Raw genomic sequence first — 16,384 nt, forward strand, 5'->3', positions numbered from 1 at the left:
GTTGCCGCGCGATTCTCGTCCGCTACAACAAAAAGGCGCACAACTACCTCGGCTTGATTCAACTGGCGTGCCTTCTGCTGTGGTATCGTCGATCATGGCGACTGGCTAATTTGAGATAGTTTCTAAGAAGAAGCCGACCGGTGAGCCGCCGTTTTCAACGCAAAACGGGGCAAGTACAAATGCAGAGAGCAATGCTCCGCTCATTAACGCCGACATCCAGGCAGCCAAGGATATGGCGTCATTCGGGCTGCAGCGACGCGCGACAATAGCTAATCGCCAGGGCTTCGTAATGAGCCCGATGGGCTCAGCGCTCTTGTGCATTCTTCACCTCCCTCCCGCACTCGGGGCAGCGGTTCGGTGTGGCGCGGAGGTCGTAGCCGCACTTGAGGCACAGGCCGAGGCGGCGACGGCGCCGGGTGCGCAGTCTCCTCCACAGGGCGGCGAGCGGGTAAGGCGCGAGGACCGCAACGGGGAACCACGCGGGGCAGTAGACGTTCAGCGTTCCCAGTTTCCTGCCCACCGTCGCCGAGCCGAACGCCAGGCCGTTTGAGATGCTTCGGCTCATGCGAAAGCCCCACATTCCGGTGCCGCGGTAGAGGTCGGTCGTTGCGGACGGAACCACGTAGTGCAGGTGAAGCGAGACTCTTCCGTTACCGCTGACGAGCGCCACGCCCGGCTCGGGGCTGGGGCCGCGCCAATGTACTGAAAATGTCGACAGTCCGAAGAAATTGCTTCGCTGATAGGTGAAGACGAATCGCGTAGTCACGCGTTCTTTTGGGTTCGGGTCGTTCATGACCTTCTTGGCCCCGTGCGGCAGGTACGCAACAACGCACAGGATGGCTGCGACAAGGAGCGCCAGCGCCGTAAGCCCGGCTAACGTCATGTTGAGCCATCGCCCGACGTTACCCATCATGGCTCGGCTCCATCAACCTCCCGACCACACTCGGGACAGCGGCCGCTGACGTTGCCGGTGAGGTTGTAGCCGCATTTGCAGTGGCCGGGTTCGACTCCGCGCGGAAGCACGAGCATCAGAAGGCCAATGGCGAAGCCGATTGCCGCCATTGGCCAAAGGGGCAACCAAATCCCCGGGGGCAACCGACGTGGGAGCAGCCCGAATTGCCAAGGCATGAAGGCTCGGGATGACGTCATTCCGTACCCGCCGTAGGGCAGTTTCTGCGTCAAACTCTGATCGAGGATGACGATTCCCCCACCCACGAACTGAACCTGTGATGCCTGGGCGGTCACGTGCAACTCGCGATCGAACCCTGCTATGACCCACATGCCGATTGCCGCGAGGCAAAAGAGCCATGCGCCGCGCCGGATTCGTATTGTCTTTCTACGAGTCACGGCCTGGCTCCCTCGACCTCCCTCCCGCACTCGGGGCAGCGGTTCGGCGTAGCGCGGAGGTCGTACCCGCATTTGACGCACAGGCCGAGGCGGCGACGGCGGCGGGTGCGGCAGAGGCTGACCGGCACAGAACTGAGAGGCAGGAGCAGGACTGCCGAAATAATGAAACACATCCAGGCTGGGAATTCCAGCACCACCCTGGCCGACCATGATTGGTTCTGCGATATTTGCGCGATGGCCACGCGCCAGCTACGGCTCGTGTAGTAATTTCGCGGCCTCACAGGTGCGACCGTCGGAGTTGTTACGCTGAACGCGACAGCGTGCGAGAAGCTGTCTATTCGAATAGACGCGCTTGCGCTTTCGATGGGTCTTTGTGAAGGCGCCGTACCGAGGCGGCGGGCCAACGACTCGCGAAATATCTGGTACTGCAGGGCATTTTGTGCTGCCGTCCAGGTCCGAGGGGCGTAGTACGTTACGACAAAGGCTGCGTTGGGGGTGCTCAAATACCACTCAAACGGCTCACCAGCCCCATAGCCCAGCGCTCCCACTCCGGCGACGAGCAACGCCCATAGCGTCGCTACGACGACCAGAATACGCCATGACCATCGTCTGAATGCGCGCATCATGGCCACGTCCTTTCGACCTCCCTCCCGCACTCGGGGCAGCGGTCCGGCGTGGCGCGGAGGTCGTAGCCGCACTTGAGGCACAGGCCGAGGCGGCGACGACGGCGGGAACGACGGGTTTTCCAGAAGAAGAATGCCGGGTAGGGTGCCAGAATCGCAAACGGGAACAATGCGGGACATGCCAAGTCGAGCCGCCATTTCCGCGCTCGGTCCCGTTTCTGCTTGTTGGGTGAAAGTGCACTGAAGCCGACGCCACAATGTACCGGCGGCGGATCGGCGATTCGCACGGCCGCGTGGAATCCCAGGAGGTCAAGGCTGCGCGAGTACGTTGGTGTCGTGTCTGCAACGATGCGCTCGCCAGAGACCCGCAGACGCCCACTGTCAACGGCAGCGGCGAACTGGCTCCAACCGCCTTGCTTGGGCAGCAATAGAAGTAACAGGCCGTTGCCACTAAAGGAACGGGCGCACAGGCCCAGAAGCGTTTCGCTGTTGTGCTGCCATCGAGGATCGGGCGTAAGCGACGCCGGCAGGTAGCTCAGCACGCCCAGGGTACCGGCGAGCAGGGCCGCCAGCGTTAGTGAATAAATCACTGTCCTCTGCAACCATCGTCCGACATGCAGCGACACTATTCGCCCCCGTGGATACGCAAGCCGCGTGAAATCCACACCATGGCAGCCACCTATTCTACCGTCGGAATTCGCCGATTGATGCGGGAATCGGCCGGAATCAGCCCGCTTGCATCTTCACGCACACGTTTTTCGCCTCGGTGAAGAAGCGCAGGGCCTCGTCGCCGCCTTCCCGGCCGACGCCGCTCTGCTTCATTCCCCCGAAGGGCACGCGAAGGTCGCGCAGCAGCCAGCAGTTGACCCAGACCGTGCCGGACTGGATGCGGTCGGCCACGCGATGGGCCCGATTCAGGTCGCGGGTCCAGACCGTGGCGGAGAGGCCGTAGTCCGTGCCGTTGGCGCAGGCGATGACTTCGTCCTCGGTGTCGAACGGCGTGATGCTGACGACCGGGCCGAAGATTTCCTCGCGGTTGGTGCGACAGTCCACGGGCAGATCGACGATGACGGTGGGTTCGAGGAAGAAGCCGTCCTCGCAGCGACGGCTGAGCGTGGCGGGGCGGCCGCCGCCGCAGAGAATCGTGCCGCCTTCCTCGCGGGCGAGCTGCACGTAGGACGTGATCTTCTCGAGGTGGACGCGGGAGACGACGGCGCCCTGCCTGGTGTCCGGCTCGAGCGGATCGCCGACCTTGAGCTTGCGGGTCTCCTCGACGAAGCGCTCGACGAAACGATCGTAGATCGGGCGCTCAACGAACACGCGCGATCCACACAGGCAGACCTGCCCCTGGTTCGTGAATGCCGCGCGCACGCTTTCCGCCACGGCCTCTTCCGGGGCGTCGGCGAAGACGATGTTGGGGTTCTTGCCGCCCATCTCCAAAGCGACCTTCTTGAACATGGGGTTGGCGACGCGGGCGATTTCCCGCCCCGTGACGGTCCCGCCGGTGAAGGAGAGCGTGGTCGTCGTGGGATGTTTGACGATAGCCGCGCCGACCTTCGCGCCCAATCCGTGCACGACATTGAGCACGCCCGGCGGCAGGCCCGCCTCGATGCACAGCTTGGAAAACAGGTAGGCCGTCATGGGGGTGACTTCCGACGGCTTGGCCACGGCCGTGTTGCCCACGGAAATCGCCGGAGCGATTTTCCACGTAAACAGGTACAGCGGCAGGTTCCACGGGGAGATCAATCCGCAGACGCCGCGCGGTTTGCGGAGGGTGTAGTTCAGGGCGACCGAATCGGTGAGGTGGCACTCGGAGCGCGTGTGCAGAATGGCCGTGGCAAAGAAGCGCATGTTGGCGGCGGCGCGGGGAATTTCCACGGCCCGTGAGAGCCACAGAGGCTTGCCGTTATCGATGGTCTCGGCGCGGGCGAGTTCTTCGAGGTTGGCGTCGATGAGATCGGCGATTTTCACGAGGATGCGCGATCGTTCCGCGGTGGACATGGTCGACCAAGCGGGGAACGCGTTCTCTGCGGCGGCGACGGCTTCTTCAACGTCGTGCTCGTCGCTGTCTGGCACCTGAGAATAGACTTGCCCGGTCGCCGGTTCGACGTTGTCGAGGTACGCGCCGCTTGCCGGTTCGATCAGCTCGCCGCCGATGTAGTTCAGAATGCGGTTCATGGTGCTCAATCACCACTGCACGGCCGTGCGTCCGCCGTCCACCGGGAGATTGACGCCGGTAACATACGACGCCGCGGGCGAAGCGAGAAACGCCACCACGGTTCCGAGTTCGTTTGGCGTTGCCAGGCGTCCCATGGGAATCGTACCGATGACGGTTCGCTGCACGACGTCCGGCGTGCTCTCCTCTCGTTGGGCCTTCTTCTCGAACAAGGAGTGCAGGCGGGCGGTATCTACGTAGCCCGGCAGGACGTTGTTGACGGTGATGCCGAAGGGGGCGAGTTCACCGGCCATGGTGCGACCCCAGTTGGCCACGGCGCCGCGGGTGGTATTGGATACGCCCAGTCCGCGAATGGGCATGAGCACGGACGAGGAGATGATGTTGATGATCCGCCCGTAATTTTCGGCCTTCATGCCTGAGAGGAGCAGTTGTACGAGCATCTGGTTGCAGAGCACGTGATTGGCGAACGCGGAGACGAAGGTCTGCTCTTCGGCATCGACGATCGGCCCCGATGGTGGACCACCCGTGTTGTTCACCAGGATGTGATACGTCCTCCCGCTTTGGAGAAGCCGCTCCACGCCGCGGCGAAGTGACGCCCGGTCGGCGAAGTCCACCGCCAGGAAATCGTGCTTCTGACCCGCGTCTCTCGGCAGTGATGTGACCGCCTCCTGCAAGGCGGACTCATTGCGCGCCAGGAGTGTGACGCTCGCACCGCAGCGAGCGAGTTCCTCTGCGCAGGCCCGCCCAATCCCTTGCGACGCGCCGCCGATCAACGCCCGTTTATCTTTCAAATCGAACATGATATTGCCGTCCTTTCCTGCTCAGGACCATACAGCGCTGGGCAGGGAACGGCAATTTCGCGGGAACACCGGGCAGCCGCGGTCTTAGCGGTGTACGGGCTCGGCGGTAATGTTGGGATCCGGCTCGCGGCGTCGCTGTTGAGCGGGGATGTCGGCCGGCCTCCCGCCGTTGGGCAGGAGCACGATCTTGCAGGCGTCGCCCCGGCTAAGGAGCTCCATCGAGTCGTTGATTTCCTCGAACGCGATGGTCTTCGTGATGAGCGGGCGGAGATCGACAAGCCCGTCTTCGAGCAGCCAGCGCGTCTTGTACCACGTGCCGAAGATCTGCCGCCCGTTGAGCGCCCGCACGGAGAGGTTCTTGAAGATCATGTTCTCGGCGACGTCAATTTCCACCGGCTTGGCGGGAATACCGAACAGGATCACCGTGCCACCGTTGCGGACGATGCGGAATGCGGTGGTGATGGCCGAGGGCGCCCCGCTCATTTCCAGAACGACGTCGACGCCGTAACCCCGGTTGGCCTTGACGATCTCACCGACGATGTTCTCGCCGAGCTTGCCGGCGTCGAACACGGCCGCGGCGCCCATCTGCGTTGCGAGATTCAACCGCATGGGGTGAACGTCGGACGCGAAGATGGCCTTGGCGCCGACGGCCTTCGCGATGCCCACGGTGAAGAGCCCGATCGGTCCGCAACCCAGCACGGCCACCGACTCGCCGGAAAGATCCTGGTTCATCGTGGAGAAGACGGCGTTACCGAATGGTTCCTGGAGCGTCGCGATTTCCGGCGGAAGCTTCTCGCGGTCCGTGCGCCAGATGACCTTCTCGGGAACCACGACATAGTGAGCAAATGCCCCGTCGCGATCCACGCCGAGAATCTGCGTATTCGGGCAGAGGTGCGGCTGGCCCGTGCGACACTGGTAACACATGCCGCAGGTGACGTGCGATTCCGCGGAAACGAAGTCGCCGACCTCGGCATGCTGAACGCGTTCGCCCACGGCGACGATGGTCCCGCAGAATTCGTGCCCGGTGGTCAACGGCGTCTTGATCCGGCGGGCCGACCATTCGTCCCATTTCCAGATGTGCACGTCCGTTCCGCAGAAGCTTGCCGCCTCCACGTAGACCATGACGTCGTCCGGTCCCGGCGTGGGCACGGGCACATCGACCACCTCGAGCCCCTTGGCGGGCTTCGTCTTGCGGATGGCACGCATCATCTTGCTCATGGAAGATCTTTCCTGGCCATGTGGAACGGTATCGATCCGTCCGCCGTGGAGCCCGGCGGCGTATTACTCCGATGGACGAATCGCTACACGTTCCGTTCCACTCCGGGACGCCCCGCGTCAGGCGGAGTACCTCCCGGAGGCCGACGGCGCCCGTCGGCGGCGAATTCCTATCGACCGCCGTCTGCGTTTTTGGGCCCACCGGCCGGTTCCAGCGGTTCGACCACGAGCTTGTACTTGCTCCACGCCTTGAGCGGCTCGAAGTCCTTCGCGGAGAGACCGACGTTGAGCGACGCGGGCGACAAATCGGGGAAGTCCGCCCGGCTGGTTTCGTAGCCCCCCTTATGGTTCGCCACGATCCGTACGGGAAGGTGAATGTCCCGGAGTACGAAAAAGTCGAGCCGATCGTACTCCCGGGAAAGGCGGCTCTCCTCGCGCGGCACGCACACAAGGTGGTCCGTGTTCGGCGGATCGCCCTTGGCCGGAACTTCCAATCGCACCTCGAAGTTCTTGAGGATCGCTTCCTTGCGTTGGCCGAACGGCAAAGGGAACGGTGCCGTCTCGAGGTCGAAAAGGTCCAGTGTCTCCCCGGGTCGCGCATATTCCTGCTTTGTCACCTGTTCCAAACGCTCCACGGCCTGGTAGAGCCATCGACCGTCAAAAAGGTACCACTCCTGCTTCCCGGCAATTCCGTCCACCTCAGACTTCTCAAAGTGGACAAGGAACTTGGGATTGTCGTCGGTGAAAAGGAACTGCACGTTTCCTATCTTCTTTCGCACGGTCAAATTCACGCGGTCCTCTTCCTCGAAGCGGACCTGGCATCGGATGCTCCGGAGGTCGTCACTGGCCTTTTCCAGGGAAGTCAGTATGCGATCAACTTCCTTGTCCGACTGCGCTTCTGCATTGCTCGAATCCGATACCTGCGCATTCGCGATGGGACCCGCTCCGGCCAACAGGACCATCAACGCGAGGCATCGCGAAAGACAAAACTGTTGCGGGTTGGAATTCATCATGGATGGAGGTCTCGCGGTCAAAATGGTCAGGGCAAGTCGGAAAACACGCCCGCCTTGCCGATTTCCTGCGCCAGCTACCGCAAATGCTACGGCGGGAAGTGGGCATTCTCAAGCTCGTTGCGAATCGAACGGATGAGGGCTGGCGCCCCTTGATCCTGCAATGCTGAATCCGGTAGCATGGTTTCGGGGCCATCCAACAAAAGTGATACGGACAAGAGTTGCGACTGCCGGAATTCGAGTCGCCCCGGGGATCGGGAGGTCGGTCTATGTCATCGTTATTCCGCCGGGCAATCCTCGGCTTGGCAATCGCGAGCCTGGCAAGCCCGCTTACTGCGACCGCCGCGACGACCATCTATGTGGATATCAACGCTGCCGGTCCCGTCCATGATGGCTCGACCTGGTGCTCGGCCTACATCGATCTCAACGAAGCTCTGATTGCCGCCAATCAGGTGGACACCACGATACTCGTAGCCGGTGGCGTCTACGTCCCCTCGCCCGCCGGTCTCGAAGTACCCCGGGCGGCGACCTTCGCACTGCTGTCTCCGGTGACGATTCGTGGCGGCTACGCCGGCTGCGGCGCCCCTGATCCGGACGCATTCGATCCGTCCGCCCATCCCACAGTTCTCAGCGGCGATCTCGGCAACAACGATCATATCGGCTTGAGTGGCAAGCTGGACAACACCTGTCACGTTGTCACCGTGATGGACGATACCGGTGGCGGGCATCGCCTCGAGTACGTCACTATCAGCGGCGGAAACGCCAACGCGAACGATTGCGGGCAGCGATCCGCAGAAGGGGGCGGCATTCTCTGCGTGAACGCGGCGCCGACGTTCTTTCATGCGACATTCGTCGACAACCTCGCCTACTTCGGCGGCGCGATCTACCTTGATGGATGCCGGGCGACGTTCGGCAATTGCACGTTTGAGAAGAACAAAGCGATCCTCGGCGGCGCCGTGATGGATACCGGACTTGTCTCGGCCACGCGCCTCGAGGACTGCACCGTACTGGGTAACGAAGCCACGGGGGACGGCGGAGCACTTTATCTCCTGGGCCGCGTTAATGACAATGTCAAGGCCCCCGGCATTTTCAACACCCTGCTGGCATCCAATCACGCCGCCGGGGAGGGGGGTGCCATCCACAGCGTTGCCCGCGATTTTGACCTTCAGTCCAGCACTGTCGTCGAAAACACGTCGTCCAATGCTGAAAGTGGCGGGATCTACACCTACGAAGCGTCGGCCAGGCTCCTGAACTCCATTGCCTGGGCCAACGAAGGGATCCTCGGCCGGACCGAATTCGCCCAGGTCTTTCCCGACGCGTCGCGCCGCCCGACCGCCGCCGGGAGTGTGTTCGATCCCATCGTGGACTATTCCTGTGTCGAGGGGTGGTCCGGAACGTTCAGCGGCGTCGAGAGTTTCGGCGACGACCCGCGATTTCTGCCCGGCCCCGAAGGTTGCTATTACCTTGACCCTGGCGACATTGAGGTCATCCCGCCGAGCCCGTGCGTGAACGCGGGCAGCGACACGGCGCAGGTGCTGGGGCTTTCTGATCGAACGACGGCGCCAAATGAGGCGTCAGACGAATCGCAGGTTGATCTCGGGTATCACTATCCCATTGCCGGCCGCGGCACCGTCCTCGCCGACTACAACCGAACCGGGCGGGTCGATCTCGCCGACGTTGCCGCATTTCAGAATTGCTACCTCGGGATTCCGCTGGAGGAAGCGCCGATCTGCTGCCGCATTTTCGACGCCACTGCGGACGGGGAACTTGACCTCGTCGATTTCGGGGAACTCACGCTGGACGGTCCAAACTGACGCCGTCGCCTGTTCACTCGGCACTGAATTGAAGCACCGCCGTCTTGAATCTATACTCTTCTTTTGCCACGCATTCGGCTTTCCGCGGGCCGAGCATGTAACCCATTGGGGAGTCTCACGTTGCATCAACCCATCGCCGACCGCGTTCGAACGATTCGCCAATCGGACATCCGCCGTTTCTCGGCCATCTGTGCCGCTCGCAAAGGCGTGAACCTCTCGCAGGGTGTCTGTGACCAACCCGCCCCGGGCGCCGTAAAGCAAGCTGCTCATCACGCCATCGACGCCGACCATGCCGCCTATACCAATTTGCGGGGGATCGCCGAACTCCGCCAGGTCATCGCCCGCAAGATGGCCTCGTTTAACGGGGTCTCCTGCGATCCCGAGTCGGAAGTGCTGGTCACGGTGGGATCGGCCGGGGCGTTCGCGTGCGCGGCTCTTTCGACGCTGAATCCCGGCGACGAATGTGTCGTGTTTTCACCGTACTACAGCTACCACGTCCACCTGCTGGAGCTTTTTGGCGTGAAGGTCCGCTACGTGGACCTGGCGCCGCCCGACTGGCGCTACGATTCCCGGCATCTCCGCGAGGCATTCAGCGACAAGACGCGCATGGTCGTCGTGACCACGCCCGGCAACCCCACCGGCAAGGTCTTTTCAGAAATGGAGCTCCTGGAAATCGCCGAGCTCGCCGGCCGACATAACGCCTGGATCGTCACGGACGAGATTTACGAATACATCACCTATGACGTGGAGCACATCAGCGTCGCTCGCTACCCGCAGGCCCGACCGCGAACCATCACACTCAGCGGAGCTTCCAAGACCTATGCCGTCACCGGCTGGCGGGTAGGGTATGCCGTGGGACCTGCTGCGGTTATCGACCGCATGGCCGTGGTCAGCGATCTGCTTTACATCTGCACGCCGGCGCCGCTTCAGCACGGCATCGTGGCCGGCATGCAACTGGGCGAAGATTATTACACGCAGATGCGCGCGGATTACCTCGCCAAGCGTGAGCTGCTCGTGAACACCCTTCAGGGCATCGGCTTCTCGCCGTTTGTTCCGCAGGGCAGCTATTACATGCTCGCGGCGTTTGAGCCGGGGCGCTGGGCGGACGCCACCGCCGCGACGGAATCGATCCTGGAGGAAGTCGGCGTCGCTACCGTGCCGGGGCGCGCTTTCTATCGAAACCCGGCCGACGGTGAGAATCAGTTGCGTTTCTGTTATGCCAAGAAAATTGAAGAGTTGGAGGAAGCCTGTCGCCGCTTGAAGAAACTGGGCAGCGGGCGAACCGTCGGAGCCGGCGTGAACATCTAGGTCGCCGGCGTCCCCAAGAGAGAAAAACGATGAGAAGTGTTCTTTCGATAGCCGTTTTGTCGGCCATGATTCTCCCTTCGGCTTCGGCGCAGGCTCTTGACGTGGGGAGCCAGGCGCCGGATCTCAAGATTGCCGAGTGGGTCAAGGGAGAAAAGGTCGACTTGAGTAAGGACGCCGACAAGCGCGTTCATGTCGTTGAGTTCTGGGCGACCTGGTGCCCGCCGTGCAAGATCAGCGTTCCGCTTCTCACCGATCTCCAGAAGAAGTACGGGAAAGACCTCGACATCATCGGCGTCACCAAGGTCGATGAGCGCAATAGCAAGGGCGATATCCGCGAATTCGTCAAGCAACAGGGCGACGCGATGGGCTACACCGTCGCCATCGATGATAACGACAAGACCTACGCTGCCTACATGGATGCGGCCGGGGCCATCGGCATTCCCCATGCCTTCGTCGTGGGCAAGGACCGCCGCGTCTACTGGCAGGGCAGCCCGCTGGATCCTGAACTCGATCGCGTCCTGGCTCAGGTCATCGCCGGGACGTACGACATTGACACCGCGCTGCGCCAGGCGCGCGTCGCCGAGGACGTCAATCGGCGCTTCCAGGAAGTGTACATGTATACCGAGTACGAGCAGTGGTCCCGTGTGTGGGATGCCCTCGTCGGAATACTCAAGCTCGATCCGGCCAACGTCGAAGCGCTGGACTGGATGATGCAGGTCTACGTCAGCGGAAAACGCGACCGTGACGATTTCCGCCGATGGGTGAGAACGCACATCGACGACAATCGTGAGAACGCCTTGGCGATGCAGAACCTCGCGCGGGCGCTTTGTTCCGATCCCAACTTCGCAACGCGCCTGCCCGACCTGGCCCTGGAGGCCGGCAAAGCTGCCTACGACGCCACCGGAGGCAAGGACATTGTCGCCGCCTCCACGTACGCCCTCGCGTTGTACCAGATTGCCGACCTCGACAAGGCCATCGAGGTGCAAAAGGCAGCGCTGGAGACAGCGAACGGTCCATTTCGCGAACCGGCTGAACAGGCCCTCAACTTCTACATGCAGTGCGAGCAGTTACGGCAATCGGAAAAACCGTAGAGCCGGCTTCACCAGCTTCTCAGCGCTGAACGGTGTTTCGTACGGTATTGAGAATGTCCTCTATCGTCCGGTCTGCGTAGTCGAGTTTTCCAGGTAGCGGCTTGCGGCCGATCCACAGCGCCGACGCCGCCAGCAGTTGACGGCAAACGTCCATCCCGCCCAGTACATCGTCACCGCCGCCGTACTTCACCTCTCCCAGCCATCCTGAAACCTGATGGGATGCCGACGCCGGATACACCACGGCCGTAACGTGCGGCGGCTCCCATTCATAGATCCGCCCGAGAATCCCCTCGGCCGGGCAGGGCAACGGGCGTTCTTCCGCTGCGCGGCAGAGCCGATCGTAATCCGCCCGCGCCGCAATACCGTCGCCGCGCAGAAAGCACATGGCCTCCCGCGCCGCCAGCCGCTCGTCCGTCACGCCGCGAAGCTCAATCCGTCCGCATTCATCCACGCGATAGATCTGGTACGCGGTGCCCCCTCGGTGGGCTTCGCATTCCCGCAACAGGCGGATCTCCCCGGCCGTGTATCCCACCGAAACATGCGAACCGAAGTCGTAGACGAACAGGCCGATGTAGGCGTGGGGGTCGGAAAGTGGCGGGAGGGGAGTATTCACGACGTTGACATATCAAGATTGGCGGATTACTCGGCGATTTCGCGGTCCTCGAACGATGTCACGGCGATGCATGTCTCACCCAGTTGGAACGATCCGCAACCGCACGAATTTCCTCTTTCCGCGCTGAAGAATCGCTCCGTCGGGAATATCCACCGGCGTGTTCGCATCTTCGACGATGCTGCCATTCAGGCGATAGCCCCGCTCGGCTATGGTCCGCCGAGCTTCACTGCGGCTCTTTTCCAACTGACAATGCATGATCAGATCGACGGGATTTACACGTCCTTCAGCCAGCAGCGAAGCAGGTACGTTCACGTCGGGAATATCATCGGGCAGCCCGCCTCCTCCGCCGCCGCCATGCACCCGGCGGAATTCCTCCGCGGCGGCCTCCGCTGCCTCCACCGAGTGGTATTGGGCAATCAGCATCCGCGCCAGCACCTCCTTACTGTCGCGCGGATTGCACTGCGCCGGATCAACCAGACGGGCGATTTCCTCGGACGGCGCATCCGTGAGTAGCTCCAAATAGTTCCGCATGAGCTCATCCGGCACGCGCATGATCTTCCCGAACATCTCGCCGGGCGGGTCCGTCACGCCCACGTAGTTGCCCAGCGATTTGCTCATCTTGTTCTTGCCGTCGATACCCACGAGCAGGGGCATGACCATGACGATCTGCGGCGGCTGCCCCGCGTTTCGCTGGAGATCGCGGCCGCACAGGTTGTTGAACGTCTGGTCCGTTCCGCCCAGTTCCACGTCCGATTCGATGGCCACGCTGTCTCGGCCCTGCATGAGCGGATAGAGCAGTTCGTGCAGGTAGATCTCTTTCGCTTCCGCCTGCCGCGTGGCGAACGTGTCCCGCTCCAGCATCCGCGCCACGGTCATCTGGCTCATCAGGCGAATCACGTCCGCGACGCGCATCGGCGCAAGCCACTCGCTGTTGTGTCGTACTTCGAGCCGGTCAGGCGAAAGATCGAGCACCTTGCCGGCCTGTTGCAGATAGGTCTGGGCGTTGGCCTCCGACTCCTCCGGTGTAAGCATGGGACGCGTCTTTGACCGGCCCGTGGGGTCGCCGATCATCGCCGTGTAATCCCCGATGATCAGGATCGCCTTGTGACCCGCGTCCTGGAATTGGCGGAGCTTGCGAAGCACGACCGTGTGCCCCAGCGTGAGGTCCGGCGCTGTCGGGTCCATGCCCAGCTTGACGCGCAGTTGCTTCCCGGTCTTCAGCCGCTCGCGAAGCTCCTCCACCGTGTAGGTGTGGTCCACGCCGCGCAGGAGCGCCTGCAATTGCTGCTCGTCGACGGCGTGGCTCATTTGTCCGAATCCTCCGTATATCCGCTCGTGGACACGTCCGTCTGGTTGATCCGTACGCGCTCGATCGACGTGGCATGCTTCGTTGCCGGGTCGACATTGACGATCACGCCGCAGAGTCGTGCGTCGCCCTCGGCCACGTCGAACCGCTCGGGGACGCTCGTGATCATCGTGGACAAAATCGCTTCCTTCTTTCGCCCCAGGATCGAGTCGTAGGGCCCGCACATGCCCAGATCCGTAACATAGGCGGTGCCCTTGGGGAGAATCGTTTCATCGGCCGTGGGGATGTGCGTGTGCGTCCCGAACACCGCAGTAACCCGCCCGTCGAGATGCCACCCCAGCGCGACCTTCTCTCCCGTCGCCTCGGCGTGCACGTCGACCAGGATGGCGGCAAGCCCGTCCGGCAGCATCTCGAGCACGCGGTCCACCGCGGCGAATGGGCAATTGCCGATCAGCCGCATGAACAGCCGCCCCAGAAGCGAAATCACGGCGATCCGCTGTCCGTTGTTCGTTTCGTGAATCGCAAACATCTGCCCTGGGGCCGCCTCGGGAAGATTGGCCGGCCGTGCAATCCGGTCTGACTGCTCCAGCACCGGAAGCACATCCTTCCGCCGGAAGATGTGATCGCCGAGCGTGATCAAGTCAACGCCGTAGTTTACGAGTTTCTGATAAAGCGGGGCAGTCAGTCCGGAGCCTCCGGCGACGTTTTCCGCATTGACCACCACGCAGTCGATGCGTTGCCGGGATCGGATGAGCTTCAGTCCCTCGCGCAGAATGGATCGACCGGGCGCGCCGACCACGTCCCCTACGCACAAGATGGAAAGTGACGCCATGGTCGTGCCGCCCGTCAATGCGCCTGCGGTGAGCAGGCGCTACCGGCTATCTCGCCGTGGAGACCGCGCGAACTTCGCGCAACACGGTGACCTTGATCTCGCCGGGATAGGTCATCTTCGCCTCGATTTCATGTGCCACGTCATGCGCAATCTTGGCCGCGACGGCGTCATCGACACGCTTTGCATCCACGATGACCCGTATCTCCCGCCCTGCCTGAATAGCGTACGCTTCCTTCACCCCGGGCGGAGCCTTGGCGATCTCCTCGAGCTGCTGCAACCGCTGGATATAACGCTCCAGCGACTCGCGCCGCCCGCCGGGTCGCGCCGCACTGATCGCGTCCGCGGCCATCACGATTACGGTGTACGGACTGGTCGCGGGGATGTCCGCGTGGTGTGCTTCGATGGCGTTCAACACTTCCGGCCGCTCATTGAATTTGCGGCAGAAGTCGGCGCCCACCTTCGGATGGCTGCCCTCCATGTCATGATCGATGGCTTTGCCGATGTCGTGGAGTAGCCCGCAGCGTCGTGCCAGCCGACCGTCAAGCCCCAATTCATCTGCGATGACCTGGCAGAGGTATGCCACCTCGATGCTATGCTGGAGGACGTTCTGGCCGTAGCTCGTGCGATAGCGAAGGCGACCCAGTAGATCGAGCTGCTTGCGATGCAGCCCACCGACGTTTGACTCGATCGAGGCCTTCTTGCCGATCTCCAGGCACTCCTCCTCGACTTCCTTTTTCGTCTGCTCGACAAGTTCCTCGATGCGCCCGGGATGGATGCGCCCGTCCTGGATCAGGCGCTCCAGTGAACGCCGCGCGATCTCCCGGCGCACGGGATCGAACGCGCTGACCAGTACCAGCCCCGGTGTGTCGTCAACGATCACGTCCACGCCCGTCGATTTCTCAAACGCCCGGATGTTGCGGCCCTCACGCCCGATGACCCGGCCCTTCATGTCGTCCGAAGGAATCTCGACGCTCGACACCACGCTGTCGCAGGTGTGCTCGGCCGCGTAGCGCTGGATGGCGGTCAGCGTAATCTCCCGAGAGCGCGAAAACGCTTCGTCGCGGGCTGCCGACAGCGTACGGTCGATCAGCTCTGCCGCTTCCTGGTCGAGCTCGCGGCTCAGGTCCTCGAGAACCTGTCGTCTGGCTTCTTCCAACGACAGGCCCGAGACCTTCAGCAACTGCTCCCGCCGCTGGGCGATCAGGCTTGTAATCTCCTCCTCGCGTTTCTCCAGTTGGCCGGAGCGCTCCTCCAGGCGCGATTGGGCCTGTTCGAGGTTCTTTTCCTTGATCTCCAGTGTATCAAGTTTGGCTTCAAGATTGTCCTCGCGTTTCGCAAGGCGCTTTTCCGTTTCCTTGAACTCGGACCGCATCTGGTCCGCCTCGTGCCGGAGTTGCTCCTGGCCTCGGAGCAACTCGGCCTTGGCTTCGACCTCGGCCGTGCGCTTGAGCACTTCGGCCTCGGTGGCGGCTTCGTTCAAGCGGCGCTCGACTTCGCGCTGGGCGTCCTCCAGCTTCGAACGGGACATCCAGCGGATGAAGAAGAAGCCCACCAGGACGCCGATCGCCGAGCCGGCAATAAGCCCCCCGGGATAGCTGGCGAGTTGATCGCGGATCGCAGCCAGAATGAGGGTATTGGTCATGGAATGATCCCGCGAACCCAAGCGGCGTCCCAAGTCTGGCACGGTTCCTTCCGACCCGACCGGGACTGACTGTTGCTCAAATCGGTTGCGGGAACAGACAAGCAGCGCCCGATGAAGCCACGGAGTCGCCTCATTCGAGCTGCAGAGGATGGTCTAGGCCCATGCGAGCCGGGAGCCTACGGGCTGGGGCGGCGGATCGACTCCGCAAGAATGGCATGAGAAACTACCGAGACTGAAAGCATGTCGTGGTTTCGCCAGCCATATTGTCTTTCAAATCTGGAAATCACACGCCCCGATCTAGCTTGCAAAGCGAATCGCCTCGGATGCAGAACCGCCATCAGAAGTGACGCGCCCGAAAATGCCTCGCGGCCCGGGAGCCGATCATCCTTCGCGCTGCCTGCCCTGCGGCAGGCTCGTCCAATCCTGTCTCCTGCAACGGACTTGAACATCTATGTTAAAAGCCTGGCGCAACGAATACGCAGGCGCAGTCAATACATCCACGCTTTAATACAAAGCACGCACAAAAAGCTGTCGCGATTATAAGGTCAGCTTAATACGTGTCAATTGATGCTCCTCGGCTTTGCGGCCAATGCGCCCGAAAACGGAC

15 protein-coding genes are annotated in these 16,384 nt (G+C 62.3%); 3 read left to right on the top strand and 12 right to left on the bottom strand.

All coding sequences use genetic code 11. The annotated features are described in order from the left end of the window. Positions 1–304: 304 nt before the first annotated feature. The 8 genes from J5J06_13970 to J5J06_14005 all read right to left on the bottom strand — a co-directional run bounded on the left by J5J06_13970 (position 305) and on the right by J5J06_14005 (position 7,174). Positions 305–913, bottom strand: coding sequence for a hypothetical protein (locus tag J5J06_13970; GenBank protein MCO6438196.1), 609 nt, complete (start codon positions 911–913; stop codon positions 305–307). Further along, positions 910–1,347, bottom strand: coding sequence for a hypothetical protein (locus J5J06_13975; GenBank protein ID MCO6438197.1), 438 nt, complete (start codon positions 1,345–1,347; stop codon positions 910–912). The genes J5J06_13970 and J5J06_13975 overlap by 4 nt, the downstream gene beginning before the upstream one ends. Further along, complete coding sequence (locus J5J06_13980; protein MCO6438198.1) at positions 1,344–1,973, bottom strand: hypothetical protein; 630 nt, start codon at positions 1,971–1,973, stop codon at positions 1,344–1,346. Before J5J06_13980 ends, J5J06_13975 begins: the two co-directional genes overlap by 4 nt. After that, positions 1,970–2,560, bottom strand: coding sequence for a hypothetical protein (locus tag J5J06_13985; GenBank protein MCO6438199.1), 591 nt, complete (start codon positions 2,558–2,560; stop codon positions 1,970–1,972). Before J5J06_13985 ends, J5J06_13980 begins: the two co-directional genes overlap by 4 nt. Positions 2,561–2,696: 136 nt before the next feature. Then, complete coding sequence (locus tag J5J06_13990) at positions 2,697–4,148, bottom strand: aldehyde dehydrogenase (GenBank protein ID MCO6438200.1); 1,452 nt, start codon at positions 4,146–4,148, stop codon at positions 2,697–2,699. A 9-nt stretch (positions 4,149–4,157) separates the two neighbouring features. Beyond that, positions 4,158–4,949, bottom strand: a complete 792-nt coding sequence (locus J5J06_13995) for an SDR family oxidoreductase (GenBank protein ID MCO6438201.1) — start codon at positions 4,947–4,949, stop codon at positions 4,158–4,160. A gap of 81 nt (positions 4,950–5,030) precedes the next feature. Continuing rightward, positions 5,031–6,164 carry an L-threonine 3-dehydrogenase gene (gene tdh, locus J5J06_14000; protein MCO6438202.1) on the bottom strand — a complete coding sequence of 378 codons (1,134 nt, stop codon included), beginning with the start codon at positions 6,162–6,164 and terminating at the stop codon, positions 5,031–5,033. A gap of 167 nt (positions 6,165–6,331) precedes the next feature. Then, positions 6,332–7,174, bottom strand: coding sequence for a hypothetical protein (locus J5J06_14005; GenBank protein MCO6438203.1), 843 nt, complete (start codon positions 7,172–7,174; stop codon positions 6,332–6,334). A gap of 266 nt (positions 7,175–7,440) precedes the next feature. Between J5J06_14005 and J5J06_14010 the strand changes: the two genes are divergently transcribed. From J5J06_14010 to J5J06_14020, 3 genes are all read left to right on the top strand, one after another. Further along, positions 7,441–8,985: a hypothetical protein gene (locus tag J5J06_14010; protein ID MCO6438204.1), complete on the top strand. Its 1,545-nt coding sequence runs from the start codon at positions 7,441–7,443 to the stop codon at positions 8,983–8,985. A 120-nt stretch (positions 8,986–9,105) separates the two neighbouring features. Beyond that, the gene (locus tag J5J06_14015) at positions 9,106–10,293 is read left to right on the top strand and encodes a pyridoxal phosphate-dependent aminotransferase (protein ID MCO6438205.1); all 1,188 of its coding nucleotides are present in this window, start codon (positions 9,106–9,108) and stop codon (positions 10,291–10,293) included. A gap of 29 nt (positions 10,294–10,322) precedes the next feature. Then, a complete protein-coding gene (locus J5J06_14020; protein MCO6438206.1) occupies positions 10,323–11,384 on the top strand; it encodes a TlpA family protein disulfide reductase in 1,062 nt (353 codons plus the stop codon). A gap of 19 nt (positions 11,385–11,403) precedes the next feature. Here J5J06_14020 and J5J06_14025 read toward each other — a convergent pair whose 3' ends face one another. The 4 genes from J5J06_14025 to rny all read right to left on the bottom strand — a co-directional run bounded on the left by J5J06_14025 (position 11,404) and on the right by rny (position 15,777). Then, complete coding sequence (locus J5J06_14025; protein MCO6438207.1) at positions 11,404–11,997, bottom strand: hypothetical protein; 594 nt, start codon at positions 11,995–11,997, stop codon at positions 11,404–11,406. Positions 11,998–12,072: 75 nt separating this feature from the next. Further along, positions 12,073–13,305 (bottom strand): tyrosine--tRNA ligase, encoded by a 1,233-nt coding sequence (locus tag J5J06_14030; GenBank protein ID MCO6438208.1) that lies wholly within the window; start codon positions 13,303–13,305, stop codon positions 12,073–12,075. Next, a complete protein-coding gene (locus J5J06_14035) occupies positions 13,302–14,135 on the bottom strand; it encodes a TIGR00282 family metallophosphoesterase (GenBank protein MCO6438209.1) in 834 nt (277 codons plus the stop codon). The genes J5J06_14030 and J5J06_14035 overlap by 4 nt, the downstream gene beginning before the upstream one ends. A 46-nt stretch (positions 14,136–14,181) precedes the next feature. Further along, positions 14,182–15,777, bottom strand: a complete 1,596-nt coding sequence (gene rny, locus J5J06_14040) for a ribonuclease Y (GenBank protein MCO6438210.1) — start codon at positions 15,775–15,777, stop codon at positions 14,182–14,184. Positions 15,778–16,384 lie beyond the last annotated feature (607 nt).

The sequence above is a fragment of the Phycisphaerae bacterium genome, assembly GCA_024102815.1.
Lineage (GTDB): Bacteria > Planctomycetota > Phycisphaerae > UBA1845 > UBA1845 > JAGFJJ01.

Coding starts and splice junctions, on each gene's coding strand:
- J5J06_14005 (MCO6438203.1), bottom strand. CDS start 7,174: ATGATGAATTCCAACCCGCAACAGTTTTGTCTTTCGCGATGCCTCGCG.
- tdh (MCO6438202.1), bottom strand. CDS start 6,164: ATGAGCAAGATGATGCGTGCCATCCGCAAGACGAAGCCCGCCAAGGGG.
- J5J06_14020 (MCO6438206.1), top strand. CDS start 10,323: ATGAGAAGTGTTCTTTCGATAGCCGTTTTGTCGGCCATGATTCTCCCT.
- J5J06_13980 (MCO6438198.1), bottom strand. CDS start 1,973: ATGATGCGCGCATTCAGACGATGGTCATGGCGTATTCTGGTCGTCGTA.
- J5J06_14035 (MCO6438209.1), bottom strand. CDS start 14,135: ATGGCGTCACTTTCCATCTTGTGCGTAGGGGACGTGGTCGGCGCGCCC.
- J5J06_13970 (MCO6438196.1), bottom strand. CDS start 913: ATGATGGGTAACGTCGGGCGATGGCTCAACATGACGTTAGCCGGGCTT.
- J5J06_14010 (MCO6438204.1), top strand. CDS start 7,441: ATGTCATCGTTATTCCGCCGGGCAATCCTCGGCTTGGCAATCGCGAGC.
- rny (MCO6438210.1), bottom strand. CDS start 15,777: ATGACCAATACCCTCATTCTGGCTGCGATCCGCGATCAACTCGCCAGC.
- J5J06_14030 (MCO6438208.1), bottom strand. CDS start 13,305: ATGAGCCACGCCGTCGACGAGCAGCAATTGCAGGCGCTCCTGCGCGGC.
- J5J06_13990 (MCO6438200.1), bottom strand. CDS start 4,148: ATGAACCGCATTCTGAACTACATCGGCGGCGAGCTGATCGAACCGGCA.